17 protein-coding genes are annotated in these 18,365 nt (G+C 53.6%); 6 read left to right on the forward strand and 11 right to left on the reverse strand.

The genetic code is table 11. The features are described from left to right. Positions 1-245: 245 nt before the first annotated feature. The gene (locus KSF73_09930) at positions 246-1,718 is read right to left on the reverse strand and encodes a tyrosine-type recombinase/integrase (GenBank protein ID MBV1776031.1); all 1,473 of its coding nucleotides are present in this window, start codon (positions 1,716-1,718) and stop codon (positions 246-248) included. 447 nt (positions 1,719-2,165) lie between these two features. On the opposite strand from KSF73_09930, the gene KSF73_09935 reads away from it, so the two are divergent. Beyond that, positions 2,166-2,657, forward strand: a complete 492-nt coding sequence (locus KSF73_09935) for a M48 family metallopeptidase (GenBank protein MBV1776032.1) — start codon at positions 2,166-2,168, stop codon at positions 2,655-2,657. Positions 2,658-2,914: 257 nt separating this feature from the next. Continuing rightward, the gene (locus KSF73_09940) at positions 2,915-3,610 is read left to right on the forward strand and encodes a peptidyl-prolyl cis-trans isomerase (GenBank protein ID MBV1776033.1); all 696 of its coding nucleotides are present in this window, start codon (positions 2,915-2,917) and stop codon (positions 3,608-3,610) included. A gap of 114 nt (positions 3,611-3,724) precedes the next feature. Here KSF73_09940 and KSF73_09945 read toward each other — a convergent pair whose 3' ends face one another. From KSF73_09945 to KSF73_09960, 4 genes are read right to left on the reverse strand one after another with little or no spacing between them, the layout of a single operon-like run. Then, positions 3,725-4,954, reverse strand: a complete 1,230-nt coding sequence (locus tag KSF73_09945; GenBank protein MBV1776034.1) for a hypothetical protein — start codon at positions 4,952-4,954, stop codon at positions 3,725-3,727. A 17-nt stretch (positions 4,955-4,971) separates the two neighbouring features. Beyond that, positions 4,972-5,739 (reverse strand): outer membrane lipoprotein-sorting protein, encoded by a 768-nt coding sequence (locus KSF73_09950; protein ID MBV1776035.1) that lies wholly within the window; start codon positions 5,737-5,739, stop codon positions 4,972-4,974. Positions 5,740-5,748: 9 nt separating this feature from the next. Continuing rightward, a complete protein-coding gene (locus tag KSF73_09955; GenBank protein ID MBV1776036.1) occupies positions 5,749-7,131 on the reverse strand; it encodes an FtsX-like permease family protein in 1,383 nt (460 codons plus the stop codon). Beyond that, on the reverse strand, positions 7,128-7,835 hold the full coding sequence (locus KSF73_09960) for an ABC transporter ATP-binding protein (protein ID MBV1776037.1): 708 nt from the start codon (positions 7,833-7,835) through the stop codon (positions 7,128-7,130). The genes KSF73_09955 and KSF73_09960 overlap by 4 nt, the downstream gene beginning before the upstream one ends. 122 nt (positions 7,836-7,957) lie before the next feature. Between KSF73_09960 and KSF73_09965 the strand changes: the two genes are divergently transcribed. Next, complete coding sequence (locus KSF73_09965) at positions 7,958-8,878, forward strand: helix-turn-helix domain-containing protein (GenBank protein ID MBV1776038.1); 921 nt, start codon at positions 7,958-7,960, stop codon at positions 8,876-8,878. Positions 8,879-9,016: 138 nt separating this feature from the next. Here KSF73_09965 and KSF73_09970 read toward each other — a convergent pair whose 3' ends face one another. The 3 genes from KSF73_09970 to KSF73_09980 form a co-directional block, all read right to left on the reverse strand. After that, positions 9,017-10,795, reverse strand: coding sequence for a DUF885 domain-containing protein (locus KSF73_09970; protein MBV1776039.1), 1,779 nt, complete (start codon positions 10,793-10,795; stop codon positions 9,017-9,019). A 220-nt stretch (positions 10,796-11,015) separates the two neighbouring features. Beyond that, positions 11,016-11,423 carry a response regulator gene (locus KSF73_09975; protein MBV1776040.1) on the reverse strand — a complete coding sequence of 136 codons (408 nt, stop codon included), beginning with the start codon at positions 11,421-11,423 and terminating at the stop codon, positions 11,016-11,018. A 116-nt stretch (positions 11,424-11,539) separates the two neighbouring features. Then, on the reverse strand, positions 11,540-12,583 hold the full coding sequence (locus KSF73_09980) for a cation diffusion facilitator family transporter (GenBank protein ID MBV1776041.1): 1,044 nt from the start codon (positions 12,581-12,583) through the stop codon (positions 11,540-11,542). A 165-nt stretch (positions 12,584-12,748) separates the two neighbouring features. Between KSF73_09980 and KSF73_09985 the strand changes: the two genes are divergently transcribed. After that, on the forward strand, positions 12,749-13,081 hold the full coding sequence (locus KSF73_09985; GenBank protein MBV1776042.1) for a metalloregulator ArsR/SmtB family transcription factor: 333 nt from the start codon (positions 12,749-12,751) through the stop codon (positions 13,079-13,081). A gap of 105 nt (positions 13,082-13,186) precedes the next feature. Next, the gene (locus KSF73_09990; protein ID MBV1776043.1) at positions 13,187-13,870 is read left to right on the forward strand and encodes a hypothetical protein; all 684 of its coding nucleotides are present in this window, start codon (positions 13,187-13,189) and stop codon (positions 13,868-13,870) included. A 93-nt stretch (positions 13,871-13,963) separates the two neighbouring features. Here KSF73_09990 and KSF73_09995 read toward each other — a convergent pair whose 3' ends face one another. The 3 genes from KSF73_09995 to KSF73_10005 form a co-directional block, all read right to left on the reverse strand. Beyond that, positions 13,964-14,725, reverse strand: a complete 762-nt coding sequence (locus tag KSF73_09995; protein MBV1776044.1) for a transporter substrate-binding domain-containing protein — start codon at positions 14,723-14,725, stop codon at positions 13,964-13,966. Between the two features lie 67 nt (positions 14,726-14,792). After that, positions 14,793-15,563 carry an MBL fold metallo-hydrolase gene (locus KSF73_10000; GenBank protein MBV1776045.1) on the reverse strand — a complete coding sequence of 257 codons (771 nt, stop codon included), beginning with the start codon at positions 15,561-15,563 and terminating at the stop codon, positions 14,793-14,795. Between the two features lie 107 nt (positions 15,564-15,670). Beyond that, entirely contained in the window at positions 15,671-15,940 is a 270-nt protein-coding gene (locus KSF73_10005) for a hypothetical protein (GenBank protein ID MBV1776046.1), read from the reverse strand. A 484-nt stretch (positions 15,941-16,424) separates the two neighbouring features. Here KSF73_10005 and htpG point away from each other — a divergent pair, with 484 nt between their 5' ends. Continuing rightward, positions 16,425-18,317: a molecular chaperone HtpG gene (gene htpG / locus KSF73_10010; protein ID MBV1776047.1), complete on the forward strand. Its 1,893-nt coding sequence runs from the start codon at positions 16,425-16,427 to the stop codon at positions 18,315-18,317. Positions 18,318-18,365: the final 48 nt, after the last annotated feature.

Raw genomic sequence — 18,365 nt, forward strand, 5'->3', positions numbered from 1 at the left:
GCTATGGGGATTACATTTTCCTGAACAGGCATATCGGTGGACTCGTGACAATTACCTTCCTGGGGAGCCTCTGAATAAGACGGTTTAAAAATTCTGTATCTAGTCAGATCAATGACTTGAACATGCTTGTCGCGCAGAAGCGTGATTTGTTCAGAGTTCCCCTAGGGGAGTTGCTCAAACATTTGAATGGTAATACCGATTTTTGGCAATACCGGAAGTTTCATGGATATCGCTATTAGGTGCCTCTATAAAGTTTTGCGGAAATAAATAATATTGTTCGCCAAATTTGGCGTCGAACCAGACTCACACCCGGCCAAAGCCGTCCCCAGTGAATCCAGTGCTCGACACCTCATCTCCCAGTGGCCGTACCGCGCATACAAATCCGTCGCCGACTTTTCCTTGGGCGCATGTGCCAGGATGGTCCCGACCATCCCCTCGTCAAAGCCTAATTGCTGCAATCGCGTGGCGACCGTACGCCTGAGATCATACAAAGTCCACCGCCCACCGGGGAGGTTATACAGATCAATTTCATTGCGTGCACGACGCGTCACCATACGACGCGCGACGCGCGCCTTATACTGCTCGTCGGTTTCACTGCGATCGCGATGAAACTGACGACAAACTATGTCCGTTCCTACATTGTCGCGGCGTACAGGGGCATTCTCTTTGATCGCTGCTGGAAATACAAAATCATTGAGCCGCTGAGCCTCCATGATTTCCAGTTGTTTCATGGCAAAGTCGCTCAGGTAAACATGATGCATCCGCCGCTTTTTCATGCTGCCCGACGGGATGATCAACAAGCGTTCACTTTTCACAATCCACGCCCAGCGAATGCGAATTGTTTCGCTGGCACGTATGCCTGTTGCCAGCATGAAGCGCATCATGCAAATCCCGGTCAATGCCTGTGTGGATTTGGGTAGTCGTTCATGCAATAGCGTGACCAATTCATGGAATTGGAGCGCACGACCGGCTTTATCATCCTCTGCTTCTTGGCCAATGACTTCCTTGCCATGCTTTTCCAGATATGCGGCTGCATTGAAAGTTTCCGGGGCCTGATGATGGTTGGTGGTACGTGTTTTGACGGGAACCTGCATACGTAAGAGCGGATGGGTGTCCGAACACAGGCCGCTCTGTTCGGCCCATTTCATCACTCTGACCAGCAGGCTGATCGCTGCGCGCGGGGTGCTGGACTTTCCTTTTTTGGCCAGCTCATTGTAGTGAGCCATCACCGGTTGTTTGTTGGCATCCTTAACCTTAACCGAGCCAATCGCAATGGCGACGTGGCACTTCCACCGTGATCGGGTCACGGCGCGATTATGTGGATCTAGCAAGGGGCCCTGCGATTGATCGTACAGCTCATAGAGCTGATTCATACTAATCTCGCCGGTTTCTTGAACGGCATCCGCCGCTTTCTGTTGCTCTTCCGCTTCGATCTCGGCTCTCGGATCGAGTCCTTCGGCACGTTGATTGCGGTACGTGATGGCCAGGTTGCGTGCATCGGCCAACTGGATCGCGGGGTAAGTGCCAATGCGCAATTTGATGGGCGGATCACCCCGTTTTTCCTGGTAAACGAAATACCAGGTTTTTCCGGAAGGACGGATGCGCAGCCTGAGCCCATCGCCATCATTGAGCCAGTCTTCCCGCTTGTTTTCCGTTAAGCGGGCGTTCTTGACTTCAATCGCGGTGAGCAAATTGGAGCGGATTGTTTTGGTGGCCATGGCGTCGCTGGGTATGACAGGGGGTATGACATCATAGCACGCTGGAGGTGGATATTGTCGGATTTTCTTGGATGAAAATTTCTTAAAAAATCATTTAAAACAATTAGTTAAAAAACTTAGCTGGATTTTTTTGGACTTCAAAAAACACGATTAAACTTCATTCCGAAGCTGAAGGTCGCAGGTTCGATCCCTGCTGGGTGCGCCAGAATAATCAACGGGTTACAGCTGAAAGGTTGTCGCCCGTTGTCGTTTGGAGCGGATTAGACCTGTTCTGGGTGTAAAACTGACTTTCACTCGAATACATGTAAGCTTCAAGGGTTAGATTCCATTCGTCCTTCCGCTATCACCAACGCATGAGCCATGTTTCAACCTCTACAGGAGGATAGGCCAGGGGGAGCTGACAAAAAGTGCCGCACGCATTCCCTGCCAGGCAGTACCATTGTGGCCATGACCTCACTTCACTATTTGAACGGCTATCCTGCTGCTCTGCTCGAGCGCATCCGGATCCTGCTTGAGCAAGACCAGCTTGGTGCATGGCTGGAGCATAAGTATCCGGCGTGCCACGATATTCAAACCGACAAGGCGCTCTATCAATATGTCGCTGAGCTGAAGCAGCGATTCCTGAAAAACGCGCCGCCTGTTGCCAAGGTTCAGTTCGACAGTCAGCAGCACCCGGTGAAGGGCACGCTTGGTACTAATACTTTCGTGTCACGGGTGCAGGGCGGGAAGCTCAAGCGCAAAAACGAAATTCGCATCGCCTCGTTATTCCGCGACGCACCGGAAGCATTTTTACGGATGATCGTGGTTCACGAGCTGGCGCATATCAAAGAAAAAGACCATAACAAGGCGTTTTACCAACTGTGCTGCCATATGGAGCCGGATTACCACCAACTGGAGTTTGATGTCCGGGTATGGCTGACCTGGCGCGAGCGTGCGTAGGTTGCCATCGTTCTATTTGAAAGCGGCTATCCGACCACTCAGGTCGAACGTGTGATGTGGGTTGCTCGTGTAGCTCGAACTAATCAGGTGAACAGCCACTTGTGTTCAAACAAATCTCTCCGTCCTCTTGAGATTTACGTCACTGACATCATCTATGTCTTTCATTTAACACGCCGTCAGTTTTTGCAGCGTACCAACCATACAATCAGGAAAAACATATGTCTATTCTCGTTAACGGCGTCGAAATCTCCGAAGAGATGATCAAGGCTGAGCAACACCACCATGCCGATGCATCCGAGCCGCGCGAGGCGACCATTCAGGAACTGATCCTGCGTGAACTGTTGCTGCAAAAGGCGCGCGCCGAAGGTTTGAACACCGGGAATCCTCAGGAAGCCATTGAGGCCTTGCTGGATAAGGCGATTCAGGTGCAGCCGGTAGATGAAGCTACCTGCCGCGAGTTCTACGAGCAATATCCAGAGCGCTTCAGCAGCGGCGAATCTGCTGTGGCAAGTCACATCCTGTTCTCGGTGACGGGTCATGATGAGCTGGCCAATACGCTGACCAAATCCAAGGCCGAAGGTGTGTTAGGTGAAGTTCAAGCTGCGCCATCGCTGTTTGCTGCGCTGGCCGAGCAACATTCTTCTTGCCCATCCGGCAAGGAAGGTGGCAACCTTGGTCGCTTCGGTCGCGGGCAAATGGTGCCTGAGTTCGAACAGGCAGTGTTTAGCACCGAGGCAGGCCACATCACGCCGCATCTGGTGCAAACTCAGTTTGGTTATCACATCATTCAGGTGAACGAACGCAATCTGGGTGAGCAGGTCAGTTTTGATGAGATCAAAGAACGCTTGCAGCAATACCTCACCAATATGGCTGGCAACAAAATGATGCATCAGTACCTGAGTGGTCTGGTGGAAGCCGCCAAGATTGAGGGTTACGCCATGCCTGCGCTGTAATGCATTGAATGCATCCCTGACTGCGACCAGGGAATCTCGGACGATTCCTTGGTTTGTGCGGTCAGAAGATGTCAGTGTCTAACATAGGGGGAGATCGGCTGCTGATGCTTTCCCTTACATATACCGCCGCCATATAAGCTGCCAGCCGGTCGATATTGGCATGGCTCCCCATGTACTCAAGGGCGCGCCGCCATGATGCTGCCACTGCCATGCCCATTCGCTCGAACCTGCATGGTAGCGAGCCTCCAGCCAGGTGCGTTTGCTAGCATCCACACAATCTCGGTCGAGCATCGCAGTCAAATCAAGATGATTGATTAGCGCATCCTGCCAGTTAGCACGTACAAACACACTGCGGGAGGTGGGAGACAACTGCTGGTCAGCCAGCCAATGCCGGTACTGGAGATAGGCCGGCAAAGGCCCCCTTTGCAGTTGTCCCCAACCCACCGTATCCAGCGCAGCACTGCTGGCATGGTATTCGAGTGTCAGCGATAGTTTACTGGCAGACGTCCAGGTTGCCCCTGCTGACACTTGATTGTGCCAGCGTTCGGGGGTGTCACCCGCCTGTCCGGTTGCCTGGGCCAGCCAGTTGTGCGACCGCCCACCCGTCCACTCAACAAACAGCACAGTCGCATCATTGAGGAGACCGCTCAGATTGGCACCAAACTGAACTGGCTGACCCGCTTCGTGGTAGATCAGCCATTGTGGTGCAAGGCCGGGTGACCATTGCTGACTTGCTGTGAGCAACCAGCGATCCGATCCATTGCTTGCGCCCCAGTCGGCCTGCCAGCCACCGGTATCTGCATGATTGGCCAGTTTGGGGGAGTAAACGCCAGTGAGTGATCCGCCCTCCCAGAGATACTGGCTACGCAGCATGACGCTGCCCAGGCGATTTTCTCTGAGGCTGGCCGGATCTATCGATACCGGTGCGCGCACCGCGTGGGCTCGGAAAAAGTCGTTCGGGTTGAACCCTGTTGCAACGCCTTGATGCAGGTTGATTCGACCCGCATCAAGCATCCAGGCGGGCGAGACTTTCCAGCCCAGCCAGGCCTCTTTCAGCGTATTGATGGCATGGTCGCCCTCTGCGGGCGTCATGACATCCAGCCGGTCGGCAGCATACAGTCGCCAGTCCGACGCAGGCGAGTGGTCGAACTGCATATCCAATGAGATGCGGCGGTTAGCGCTATGGCGCTGCCATGCGCGATCCATGCTTTGTCCGGTCGCCAGCTCCGTAAACAGCCGCCAGTCACGCGCGGCAATGGTTTGTTCCGGCGCTTTGTCGGCGAGCGCGAGGGCGTCTAAATCTGGTTCATCGGCATGCGCTATGCAGCAGCAGACGGCCAGCATGAATAAGCCAGTGTGTCTCATTCTGGCTTGAACCTTGGCAGATAGTCGCGCTGCAGCCAGGTTTCAGGTACGTCACGTTTTACCCAGTCTGAATAACGCATCACGGTGACCCAGTCAGACTCCAGTCCATCAATAATGACGGTTTCAGTTGGTCGCTCGATCCCGAAGAGCTTCTGGTATTTCCGGTAATAGGCAGATTTCAGTAGCTTGCCGCTTTCCGCATAGAACTTTGCCTTGATCGGGCGTGCGCTGCTGCTGTCCACCCACATCTCGATGCGATGGTAAGTGGCATCATCGTTGGCTGCGCGTAATTCCAGTTTGCTGGCATGGCGCGTCTGTTTCTCGCCATCGGTGACGTCCTCATCCGTTGCGCTGATGGCTTTGTAATCACGTGCAAAATTCACTGTGACCACATCGCCATTGGATGCCTGTCCAAGCAATCGCTGCTGTGGCGACAAGCGAATACTGGCCTTGCTCGACGGATCGAAAAACCAAAGATCCTTTCCATTAAACAGAATCAGCTTGTTGGCATCTCGAGCAGGAGCAATATAGCGTACCAAACTGCGGAACTGACCGCTTTGTGCATCGGCCTTGGAATAGATCACCAAGGTGCTGCTATCAGTTTGTTTGCCTTGCCGGTACTCAGTCAGCGTGTTGGTCAAACCAAACGGGAAATCCGGATTACGTACTGCATCGCTTGCGGCAAGCATCTCCTGCGGGCTAGAGGCCGCTTGAGCACACGATATGAGCAGAGCGAAGCCTGCTGCCATCCACATCTGTTTCATGATCTCTCCTCAAGCGTGACGCAGCGCATCGACAATCATCCACTTGGCCGCCCGTCTGGCCGGCCACCAGGCCGAAAACACGGTGACACCAACCATGCCAACTACGCTGCCAATTAGCAAGGGCACGTCTTCGCCGATCCGCACCAGAATCAGGTAGGCATACGAGTACCCAGGCGGCGTCCACGACCAGCCGCTGTGGTTGATCAACCAGGCCAGCACCAGTGAGGCAATGAGTCCGACTGCCGATCCGATCAGACCCAGCAGCAGCGCTTCGCACAGGAAGAGTCTGCGAATGCCACTGCGGCGCAGGCCGATAGCACGCAGCGTGCCGATTTCGACTGTCCGCTCGACCACGGCTGTGCTCATCGTGTTCCCGATGGAAAACAGTACGATCACCCCGATCAGCATGGCAATGAAGCCGAACATGGAATCCATAAATTCATTGGTCTGGCGATAGATGGGGTTGAGGGTCTGGAAGTCGAGTACATCCAGTTCCGCGGCAGAAAAATGCTGAGCCAGCAGCGCAAAAATGCGCGCCCGTGCCTGCGGGATCTGGCTGGTATGACGCAACTGGATCATGATGGAAGTGACTTTTGGCTCGCCACTGCCATAAATCAGACGCTGTGCCTGCTGCAAATGCATCGCCATATAGACATCGTCCAGCGCTTTGATGCCCATATTGTTGGCTTTTACAACCTGAAGGCTGGCTACATTTGGCGCCCCGTGAGAGGTTGCTGCCAGCATTTCGATGCGATTACCAGCGGTTGACTCATGACTCTCCTGTTGGCTCAGGCTGGCGATGTCGTCGGGCAGATCTGTGCTGCGAGGTGCAGGTTTCTGGGCGGTTGCGTGACACTGATCTGCTTTGAGCAGGTCACATAGCTGCAATTTGCGCGCCACGCCGGTTCCGACCACCACAGCATCCGTTGATGCATCTGCCAATGGCAAGGGCTGGGCATAACTGACCACGTTATAGTCATTCCATGTGAGCATCTGGTTTTGCTCTGCCGGAACCAAGCCGGTTGCCATGACTGAGCGCGATACGCTGGCCGAGAAATTACCCGCAATGCCGCCTAGCTGAAGGGTAGGGGTGACGACTGTCAGCATCGGGGATAGTTCGGGATCGCGCCTCAGCGCTTCGATCATGTGCGCATAATCGGCAATGCCATAAGCGGATGGATTATCGCCGCCATCGAGAAAATAACCCTTCCGCTGGATTTGAAGATGTCCGCTGTGCTGGACAAAACCGGTTTGCGATCCGTACATGATGTTGGAGCGATAGCCACCAAACAGCAAAATGGCGACGAGTCCGACCACCATGGCCAGCAAAGTTGTCAGGGAGCGGCGGCGGTTACGCAGCAGGTTTCGCAGGGCGAGTGACCACATGTTCATACTGCTACCTCCGTACGCAAGCGATCGATTTCGATGCAGGTAATACGGCCATCCTGAATGTAGATCACGTCGTCTGCTTCGGCGAGCACCTTGGGATCATGCGAGGAAAATACAAATGACACCTCGCGCTCACGCTGCATATGGCGCATGAGTGTGATGATGTCGGCACCGGTTTGGGTGTCTAGATTGGCGGTTGGTTCATCGGCAAGCACAAGCTTGGGCCGGATCGCCAGTGCACGCGCAATGGCGACCCGTTGCCGCTGTCCGCCAGATAGCTGTCCGGGACGGTTGTCCATGCGATTGCCAAGGCCGACTGCATCGAGCAGTTCACGCGCACGTTCGCGGCGTTCCTTTGCACCAATGCCGGACAGCACCAGGGGATATTCGACATTTTCCAGTGCGCTCAGGACGGGTAGCAGATTGAAGTTCTGAAAGATGAAGCCGATGTGCCGCGCCCGGAAATCGGAGAGCGCATCGTCTGATAATCGGGCAACATGTTGCCCGGCTACGATTACCTCACCTGCATCGGCCTGATCAATGCAGCCGATGATATTCAGTAGGGTGGTTTTGCCACTGCCGGACGGGCCGGAGATGACGGTAAATACATTCTGGCGAAGATCGACCTGAATATCGATCAGCGCGGGCACCTCAACGGTATCCAGCCGATAGGTTTTGCCCACGCCGCGCAGGCTGGCCGTGTACATGATGCGTCTCCCTGATTCGAATCATTTGTTGTAGATCCTAGCGCGTGTTGGTCGCAGGGTATTGAATGATTTCGACATGCAATACCCATGACAAAACCGCATGAGTCTTTCTATACTCGCGCATGCGTAAAATTGACCATGCCCTCCCGGATCTTCAACACGTCTTTTCTTCTGCGCGCAGCGAACTCTGGCTGCCGGAGGCTAATCTTGCCTCATGCATCCGTGCGGTTCTGACGCGTGATACGCGTGGTGCAGGGTTGGCGGCGCATCAGCGGTATAACCACATTCCCGCCTCGCCACTGTGTGCGATTGTCTGGTATTTCCATGGCGACGCCGAACTGCTTGCTCCGGGCTTGCCTGCTGATGCTGGTACGCCTCGCGCTCGTATCAGTTCATTTGCGTTTTGTGGCCCGTCCACGCGTCCAATGATTACCTGGAATCCCGGTGATATGGAAACGCTGGTGATCCTGATGCTACCCGATGCCTTGCAGCACCTGACCGGTATTGATCCCGGAGCGTATCTTAATTGCTGTGTCCCCGCAGAGGGGCTGTTAGGCTCTGAATGGCATGCACTCGGGCAAACTTTGCATGCCTTACCGGATAATGCCGCACGCGTTAGGGCAATTGAGACTTGCCTGAGTCCGCGCTGGCAGCAAACCCGGCCGGATGCGCATGCCATTCGACATTACTATGCAGACTGGTCGACCAGTTTGATGCTGCGCGCTGCAACGTCCGGCTTCGGGCGCAGCTTGCGCCAGGTAGAGCGGCGGATCAAGCAGTGGGCTGGATTGCCGATGCGCGAACTGAAAGGATTGAGTAGGGCGGAACAGGCGTTTTTCGATGCCGCGATGAGGGAGCCTGACGCCACCGTGAACTGGAGTGATATCGCTGCGGCTGCCGGCTATACCGATCAATCGCATATGATTCGGGCGACCCGAAAGATCACCGGCTTTGCACCTGACGCATTGCGCAGGCTGATTTTTTCAGACGAGTGCTTCTGGGTTTATCGCCTGTGGGGAATGGCAGATCAGTTTCCCGAATAAGGGTGACCAACCTACCTCGTGACAACAAAGATGAACAGGCCAGGCAGCGCAAACTGACTGGCCTGCATGCCACACTCAGTCGTTAAGGCAGTGCAGGGCGGGACATTGAATGCGATCCATGCCCCGCTCAGACTGGGATCAATGCTTGCGCATCATTTCTTTGATCAGGCGGACGGGCGCACTGCCGTAGCTCAGGAATTGCTCATGGAAGTTGTACAGGTTGAATTTTTCGCCCTGTTCGGCCTTAAGCTGATTGCGGAAGTCATATATTTCGGCAAAACCGGCAAAGTAGCTGGTCAGCTGAACCTGACTCAGACTCGCGCGGCGCCATTTGCCTTCTGCTTCAGCTTGAGACTGGAAGGCCTCGCGCGTCAGCATCTTCAGCGCGTCTTCCTTGCTCATGTCGAGCACATGAATGCTGTAATCCAGAATGGTGTTGCTCACCACGCGCAAATTCCACTTGGCATACATGAACCACATTTCCGGTGTGTTGCCACCATAGCCCGACTCCAGCATCATGCGTTCGCTGTATACCGCCCAGCCTTCCACCATGGCGCCATTGCCAAAGATGGTTTTGACAATGGATGGTGACTTGTTGGCGTGCATCAGCTGCACATAGTGACCCGGTACCGCTTCATGGATGCTCAGAATCTGCAGAATCCAGTCGTTGTATTCGCGCAGCCAGGACTCCGCACGCTCGGGTGTATCGCCATCCAGCGGCGTCACATTGTAATAAGTGTTGGCTTTGGGATCATATGGCCCTGGCGCACTGATAGACGCACCAGCGGTACCACGCATATAAACCGGTGTTTCCCGCACAACCAGCGGACGTGTTTTGTCTTGGCTGACCAGATGATGCTCGTCAACCCAGGCTTCTAGAATCGGAATGCGGCGTTTGATTTCCGGTACAAACTCTTCCACTTTGACATGGTGTTCGGACATTTTGTTGATCAGCTGCCCGATCCGGTCAAAGCGATCTGCTGGCATGGCTGTATCACCCATATACTTGGGCCAGAGTTCGACAGACAGTTTGTCCATGCGACCCAGCAGCGATTCCTTTTCTTGCAGTGCGCGATGATACAGCTGCTCGGCGGTCATCCCGGCCTGAATCTCATAGGCAAACATGGGTTCATACAAGGCCTTGCCAATGCGGAATGAACGGGCATTGCCGTTCTTCTCAAGGGACGCTTTCAGATCCTTGAGCCAATCGCCATACCCTTGTATGGCTTTGCGCGCCGCAGCCACCCGGGATGTAAACAGGGCTTTATCTGCTGCAGACAGCTTGGATTCGCCTAATTTTTTCTCCAGCGAATCAAGTACCTCAAGGTTACCCGGGTTCTGGTCGATGGCCAGCTGGGTATGCTCCATCACCGGCTGGTGAATATTGGCCTTGGCTGCTTCGTAGTAAGCAGGCACGCGCGCAAGGCGCTTACTGATGGCCTGCAGGCGTGTTTCAAGCGGGGCATAGGTGTTGGCCAGCATCAGCGAAAGTGGCTCTGCAACACCGTAGTTGGCAGGCGACCATTCCCAGGAGCGGAAGGTCTCTTGATACCAGCGAGCCGCATCCAGCTGATTGTTCAACATGGCCAGATCGGTGCGATGGCCATCATCCAGCCTGTTCGTATTCAGTGCCGCAAACCGCTTCTGCCAGTCGTTTACAAAGCGCAGCAGTTCTTTGCGACTTGCTGCATTCGGGATGTCTAGTACGTCGGCGTATTTATAGTAGCCGGCGCTGACTGCGCTATCCGGATTGTGTTTCCAGTAGTCGTCCAGGAATTGCTTCACGAGTTGATCAAAGCGTGCATCTTCACTCGACTGAGTGTGTGCGGCGTTTGCTTTGACTGTTGTGGCGCTCGCAACGGGCGCAAAAGACAAACACGCTGTAGCCAGGGCGGCAGCAATAAGGGTGTACTTCATGAGGTTGTACTCTTCCTGTTCTTGTTGGTGGTAATCGTGTTTAACGGTGGGAATGGAAAGAAAACGAAAATTATACCAGCTTCCATGATCGGAAATGAGGTGTCCAGTCACACCGCATGCAGACAGTATGTTCAACTGGATTCAGTCGTATAAATGCAAACAGGACACGAGGGCGTGTCCTGTTGCACGAAAATAAAATGCGACTTGGGATGCGGGGAAATCAGTCGTCAGGCTTGGGTGGACGCTTCACTTTTCTTAGTGTTGCACTCAATTTGACCTGAAGTTGCTGCATATTGAAGGGCTTCATCAGAATCTGGGTCACCCCGCTGGTCACAACTTCCTTGAGCAAATTGGCATCTTTTTCTGATGTAATCATCAAAAATGGAATTTCGGCAAGATCAGGCTCGCTGCGCATTGCCCTGAGCAGATCCAGCCCGCTCATATTCGGCATGTTCAGATCCGACAGGACGACATCGAATTTGCCTCGCTTAAGCGAATTCAGGGCTTCGCGACCACTGCTCACTTGGACGATCTGCTCAATGCCAAACTCACGCAAGTAGCCCGAGACCACCTGGCGCACCGCCATTGAGTCGTCCACCACCAGAAATTTCAGAAGCTTTACCGACATCGCGTCCGCTCCACATTGTGCGCTCCCGCAAACGCATACACATAGAACCCTACATCTTGTTAGCAGCTCGGCCGTGAATGCTCAACGCCGTCTGGCGGATATGGGCTGGGTAGAGCCTAGACGACATGATGCGGCGCCAGCGAACACTCAGCATCCGAGTCACTAACTTCAATCTGGATCGTCGTATGCGAGATGCCAAAGCGAGCCTGTAACGCATGACTGATTGCATGTACAAATGCAGATCCCGGATAGCCTGCAGGCATGCGTAAATGGGCGGTGAGTGCTGTTTCCGTCGTGCTCATTGCCCAGATATGCAGATCATGTACACCTGCAACGCCAGGCTGTGCTGCCAGAAAATCGGATACGGTTGCTGTCGAAATCGTCGGCGGCACGCCATGCAGTGCCAGATTGATTGCATCCTTGAGCATGCCCCAGGTCGCCACAATGATGACAAGCGAAATGAAGACACTTACCAACGGATCCAGCCATATCCAGCCGGTGACCAGCATGATGACTGCGGAACCAGCCACGCCAAGGGAGATCAATGCATCTCCCATCATATGCAGGAAGGCAGCCCGCACGTTTAAATCATGTTTACGGCCCGACATGAACATGATGGCGGTACCTAAGTTGATGACCACACCAATTAGCGAAACCACAATGACAACTTTTCCCTGAACCGGATCAGGGTGCATGATGCGCAGCAAGGCCTCCCATGCAATGCCGCCAGTGACCAGCAATAGGACAACCGAATTCAGCAAGGCGGCAAGAATGGAGCTGCTGCGTAGTCCGTAGGTGAAACGCCCTGATGGTTGACGTTTCACCATGATGCTCGCGCCCCAGGCGATTAACAGCCCCAACACGTCGCCGAGGTTGTGTCCGGCATCGGCCAGCAGGGCAACGGAGTTGCTCATGACGCCAAAAAGCGCCTCTGCGACAACAAAGCCACCATTCAATATCAAGCCGATAATAAACGCACGCCCGAAGTCTTTCGGCGCATGAACATGGCCTATGCCGTGGCCATGATCGTGACAATGGGAGTGATCGTGTGAGTGATCGTGTGAGTGATCGTGTGAGTGATCGTGTTGGTGTGGTTTTTGCCCGCGGGTCACAGGGTGTGGGGGCGAGCTTCTGCGATAGTGTGTAGAGGAGTCTGTCATGGTGGCATACTGCTTTCGGTAATCGGGCAATACGAGTATCAAACACGTGGTAGTTACTACAGAGTCAAGTATGCCAGCTATTACCGAAAGTGCATCCTCATGCGCGATGTTGCAGATTCACATAGAATCAGCCCATTCCAGCTTATTAATCCAAGGTCGCATGTGATGGATGGACTGCCCGAGCAGGCTCTCGAACGGGTCGCGCGTTACTTTCAGACACTGGCCGAGCCAACGCGTCTGCGCATTCTGAATGCGCTCAGACATACGCCGCACAGCGTAGGCGAGTTGGCCACTGTATGCGAATGCTCCATTGCCAATGTTTCCAGGCATCTGGCGCAATTGGCAAGGCAGGGCATGGTGATCAGAGAAGAGCGGGGCACCAGTGTGTTCTACAGCATTGCCGATCCTGCGATCTACGCATTGTGCGATATCGTCTGCGGGAGTATTGCGCGGCAACACGCTGATTTCTCGCGAATGATGGATGCCGGTGACGAATAGTTGATGCGGTCATTTGTATGTTTGTCATCAAGCCGATAAGCGGCAGGGAATCAGTCATCTGGATTGGTCTATCATGTCAGGGTGAATGTCTTTGGCCCGTGCGTCATGAACAGCCCGGAATCCACTTCTTCTTTTGCTGAATTCGATCAGGGAGGTTTCCCTGTCAGCCTCGACTTGCGTCGAGCAATCGATCGTGCCGTTCACGCTGTGGTGTCAGAGGTCTTTTTGATACAAGGCTTTGGCCAGTGTGCGACATATGCGGTTGTGGGGGCGGGTGTACTGAGCAAAGTACTCAACCAACCCTATCGCGCGGTAAGTGGCGGGGAAATCATTGATTGCGGGAATGGCAACTATCTATCCATGTTCCCGGATCGAAAAGCGCGCCGGGATGCCAAAAAGCTGTCCGACCTGCGCGAGTACCACTGCTGGATAGAGTGCGGACGTCAGGTAGCAGGTGTTGGACGCAGAATCGAGTTGGTAGATTTAACCTGCAGACATGATCAACTGACTGCAGAGCATTTCGGCGTGCATTTCTCCAGACGCTACGTGAACAGTTTCACGTGGGACTGGAAAGATCAGATCGAGGCCTCCTTCCCGGCCATCCTGCGCGACAATCCATTAATGAGTGGTCGACCCAAGGCGTGGTACTGGGAAGATAGTCGATGTACTAAATTGCTTCAGCAGTGGCATCAGGCAGAACCTGTGATTGAGCGTGTGATGATTCCGGCGGCACTCGATGCTTTCCGACAGATCTTCTGTAACAGCGATCTTCAGATAAGCGGTCAGTAAGGTCGTCATTCATCTGCAATGACGGAGACAGGCGCGCAGACGCATAAGGTGCTGCGACCAGTCGGCTACCTTTATCCGCCTCAGACTCCTCCCCTAATTACCAATGCCGTGCTTGGCCTTCAGGCGCGCAAGTGTGCCGTCGGACTGCATGCCTTGCAATGCAGTAGCAATGCGATCCTTTTGCGAGAACAGAGGAGAGCGCTTGCCGATCATGATATGAAACGGCAAGGTATCGAGTACCAGTGGCAGCTCGACCACCTCCGCGCGCACCCCCCTGTCACGTATCATCCAGCTCGCGGTTTCATGCAAGTCTGGTATCAAATCAATTCGACCAATCAGCAGCTTATCGATGCTTTCCGTGAAATCGCGGGCTGCATCGACCTTGTACCCAGTTAAGTGGGCTTGCACCCAGCCTGAGCCAAAATAGGCGCCAATACGAAAGGGGCGCGCATCTTCGAGCTGTTTGATTTTATAGAACGATTTAAGCTCGGGGTGCGAGCGTAGCGTATAGAAGCGAAGCTGTTCGACCTGTATCGCGGGGGAGATTTTGTCGCTGTATGCCAGCCGATCGGTAGTAGGCGCGGTGACCATTAAATCGGCCTGGCCATTGGCGACCATCGCCTGCGCACGTTTCCAGGGCATACCCTGATGCTTGAGAGATATCCCGGCGCGTTTTGCGACGGCTTCGTTCAATACGTCAACGAAGTAACCCTTAACCTGGTCGTGCTGTCCAAAGGAATAGGGTGCAAATTGCTCAAAATACACTGCCAGACCGGATTGTGCCGATGCAGTGACGGCCAGAATTGTAAGCGCAATCCTGATCTGCCAGTGAATGAAATGGGCGCCGTTTTTCACATCAAGTTGCCATATCGTGATACTTCTTTATACACGGTTACGAAAACCTTGACATGCCGTCGGGCGATCAGGGAATGCGGTAGCTTTGCTGTGTTACGACATCGACACCACATTCGAGCAGTTCAACCCAGTCGATAAAGCGATTGACCATATCGTAACCTTCGAATCGGCAGCCATGCTGCGGCACGATCATGCGGATATCCAGGTCGCGCACCATACTGGCCCACAGTCTGCACACCTTGCCTGAGACCATATAGCGCCTGTGGAATTTGTCCATGTATCGGATATGGGCATCGAAATCCTGGACCGGCAGCTCAGCACGATCAGGTGGTACCAGCGAGGTGCCCAGGTCACCGGAGAACAAGATTTTCGAGACAGGGTCGTAGAACTGGAAATTACCTTCTGCGTGCAGAAAGTGCGCAGGAATCGCCAGCACTTCTGTCTTGCCCAGGCGCATGCGCATCCCTTCGTCCGGGATGCCGATGATTCGTCCGGTCAAGTCTTTGCCAGACGTGAAGTGCGGCAGAAAACGTGTCCATAGCTGAGAGATCATGACTCGGCAAGGCGTTGCAATGAGCCACTTGTTCAGCGAGGCAATGATGTCTGGGTCGGCATGCGACGCGAAGATGTAATCCAGATTGCGCGATGAGAAATGCTTCTGCATATCCATCAACAGACCGTTGTAGGTCATGTTGCCACCCGGATCGATCAACGCGCCATGCTCATTGTTCACGATCAGAAACTGGTTACTCTGAACGACTGCACCGTCGTCTTCAGAGACCAAATCGTAGAACGCATGCACGATATGGTTCCCGTCGTTATAGAGCTCTACAGCCATGGGGAATCCTGCGAGTAAAAGACGCGATTATCAGTGCAGGTGTAGCTGGCGTCCAGATGTCTGCTTGAATTCGTGTACGAAAATTCGGACGATCTTTACCCGGAGGGTCACATGATGCGTCTTAACATGAACATGAGTACGATGAGCAGGCCAGTTCCGGTAAGAAATCCGCTAATTGTCAGAGGCCCCAATTTCTTACCATTGCGTAGCGTCCCTTTACGCTTAACGGGACCGCTCAAGGGCTGGGAAATTTTACACGTAGGGTTGATTGGCATTTGCAGACGCTTGATCAGCCGCTGTTGTTCCTCTTGTTTGCGAATTGCTTCCAAATCAGCCCTGGAGGGCTTTTTCCCAGTCTCAAGCCAGTCTTGCTGCATGAGTTTCTCCATCCATTAAATACATATTTACGACACATGCTTTGAATGCGCTGTTTAGTGCAGCGTCCAGCATGGGGTGGGACAAATGAATAACAAAGTTGCCATAGCGATCATGTATGACCAAGTCAGACATTATACACTATATTTTCAGCAATCATTTCAATGTACTATGTATTGAAGACAATATGATGAATGATTGCTTATGAATATGTGTCGCTTGTTACTGATAAAATTAGGAATTGACAGAATCACGTAAATACCACGTGCGCTTTACTATTTTATTAATCGTGTAGTGGATTAATTGATTTATGGTATTACATATTAATGAATTAATAATATTCCATAATTTATTGTGCATGCGTACTAATAAGTCGCTAAAAGATCGATTTGATCAATCAAATGATGTTGCTTGCTCATCACTTGAAATCTGCTGATGCTGCCCCGATCTACCCGCTATCTTTCTGTCACCCACGGGTAGAACACCATGAGCAAGCAAACCCTCGGCTTTCAGACCGAAGTCAAACAACTGTTGCAACTGATGATTCATTCCTTGTACTCCAACAAGGAAATCTTTCTGCGCGAGCTGGTGTCCAATGCCAGTGATGCCTGCGACAAGCTCAAGTTTGAATCGCTGAACAACGATGCGCTCTATGAGGGCGACGGTTCCCTGCATATCGATGTGTCCTTCGACAAGGATGCGCGCACCATTACGATACGCGACAACGGCGTCGGGATGACACGCGATGAAGTGATCGCCAACATCGGTACCATTGCGCGTTCAGGCACCAAAGCTTTCTTCGAGCAGTTGTCCGGCGATGCCAAGAAGGACGCCAATCTGATCGGTCAATTCGGTGTGGGCTTTTATTCCGCCTTTATCGTCGCCGACCGCGTGACGCTGACTACCCGCCGCGCAGGCGCATCAAAAGAACAAGCCGTTCGCTGGGAGTCTGAAGGCGCAGGTGAATTCACGCTGGAAGAGGTGACCCAGGACGTGCGCGGCACTGAAGTCGTACTGCATCTGAAAGATGGCGAGGACGAATTCCTCGATGACTGGCGCCTGAAGTCCATCATCCGCCGCTACTCCGATCACATCACCCTGCCGATCCGCATGAAGAAGGGCAATAGCTACGGCGAAAACGGCGAAGTGATCGTGTCTAATGAGCTGGAAACCATCAACAAGGCATCGGCTTTGTGGGCGCGCAGCAAGAACGACATTACCGAAGAAGAGTACAAAGCCTTCTACAAGCATGTTGCTCACGACTGGGAAGATCCGCTGGCGTGGAGCCATGCCCGCGTCGAAGGCCGTCAGGAATACACCGAGCTGCTCTATGTGCCAAAGCGTGCGCCATTCGATCTGTACGATCGCGAGCGTCGTCATGGCGTGAAGCTGTTCGTGCGTCGCGTATTTATTATGGAAGATGCGGAAAAATTGCTGCCGCAATACCTACGCTTTGTGCGCGGGGTCATCGACAGCAATGATCTGCCGCTGAACGTCAGCCGCGAAATCCTGCAGCACAGCAAGGATATCGACACCATCAAGGCTGGTTGCGTCAAGAAGGTGCTGGGCCTGCTCGAAGATATCGCCGAAAACCGCACGGAAGAGTATGCATCCTTCTGGACCGAGTTTGGCAAGGTGCTGAAGGAAGGCGTGGGCGAAGACACGGGCAACAAGGATCGCATTGCCGGTCTGCTGCGTTTTGCATCCACTCATGCCGATTCCGACGTCCAGAATGTGTCGCTTAAGGACTATGTGGCGCGAATGAAGGATGGTCAGGACAAGATTTACTTCGTGACTGCCGAGACCTTTGCTGGCGCCAAGAACAGCCCGCATCTGGAAATCTTCCGCAAGAAGGGCATCGAAGTCCTGCTGCTGTCTGATCGCGTGGATGAGTGGCTGGTCTCCAGCCTCACCGAGTTTGATGGCAAGCAACTGGCTTCAGTTGCCAAGGGCGGGCTCGATCTCGGTACGCTGGAAGACGAAACCGAGAAGAAAGAACAGGAAGCCAAGGCTGATGCCTTCAAGGATCTGGTTGGTCAGGTTCAGGCCACGCTGGGCGACAAGGTCAAGGAAGTGCGTATCACTCACCGCCTGACTGATAGCCCGGCCTGTCTGGTGGCTGACGAGCACGCCATGAGTGGCAATCTGGAGCGACTGCTGAAGTCGGTCGGTCAGGATGTAAATGCTTCCAAGCCGATCCTGGAAATCAATCCGGATCATGTGCTGGTCAGCAAGCTGAAGGCGGAGCAGGCTGGCGAGCGTTTTAGCGAATGGACGCATCTGCTCTTTGATCAGGCACTGCTGGCTGAAGGTGGCACGCTGGAAGACCCGGCAGGCTTCGTGAAGCGTATGAACCGCCTGATTGTCGATCTGGGTTGAGTGATCCAGCTTGAATCAAGCGCCTCTGAGGAGGCGCTTTTTTTGACG

The sequence above is a fragment of the Burkholderiaceae bacterium DAT-1 genome (assembly GCA_019084025.1).
GTDB lineage: Bacteria > Pseudomonadota > Gammaproteobacteria > Burkholderiales > Chitinimonadaceae > DAT-1.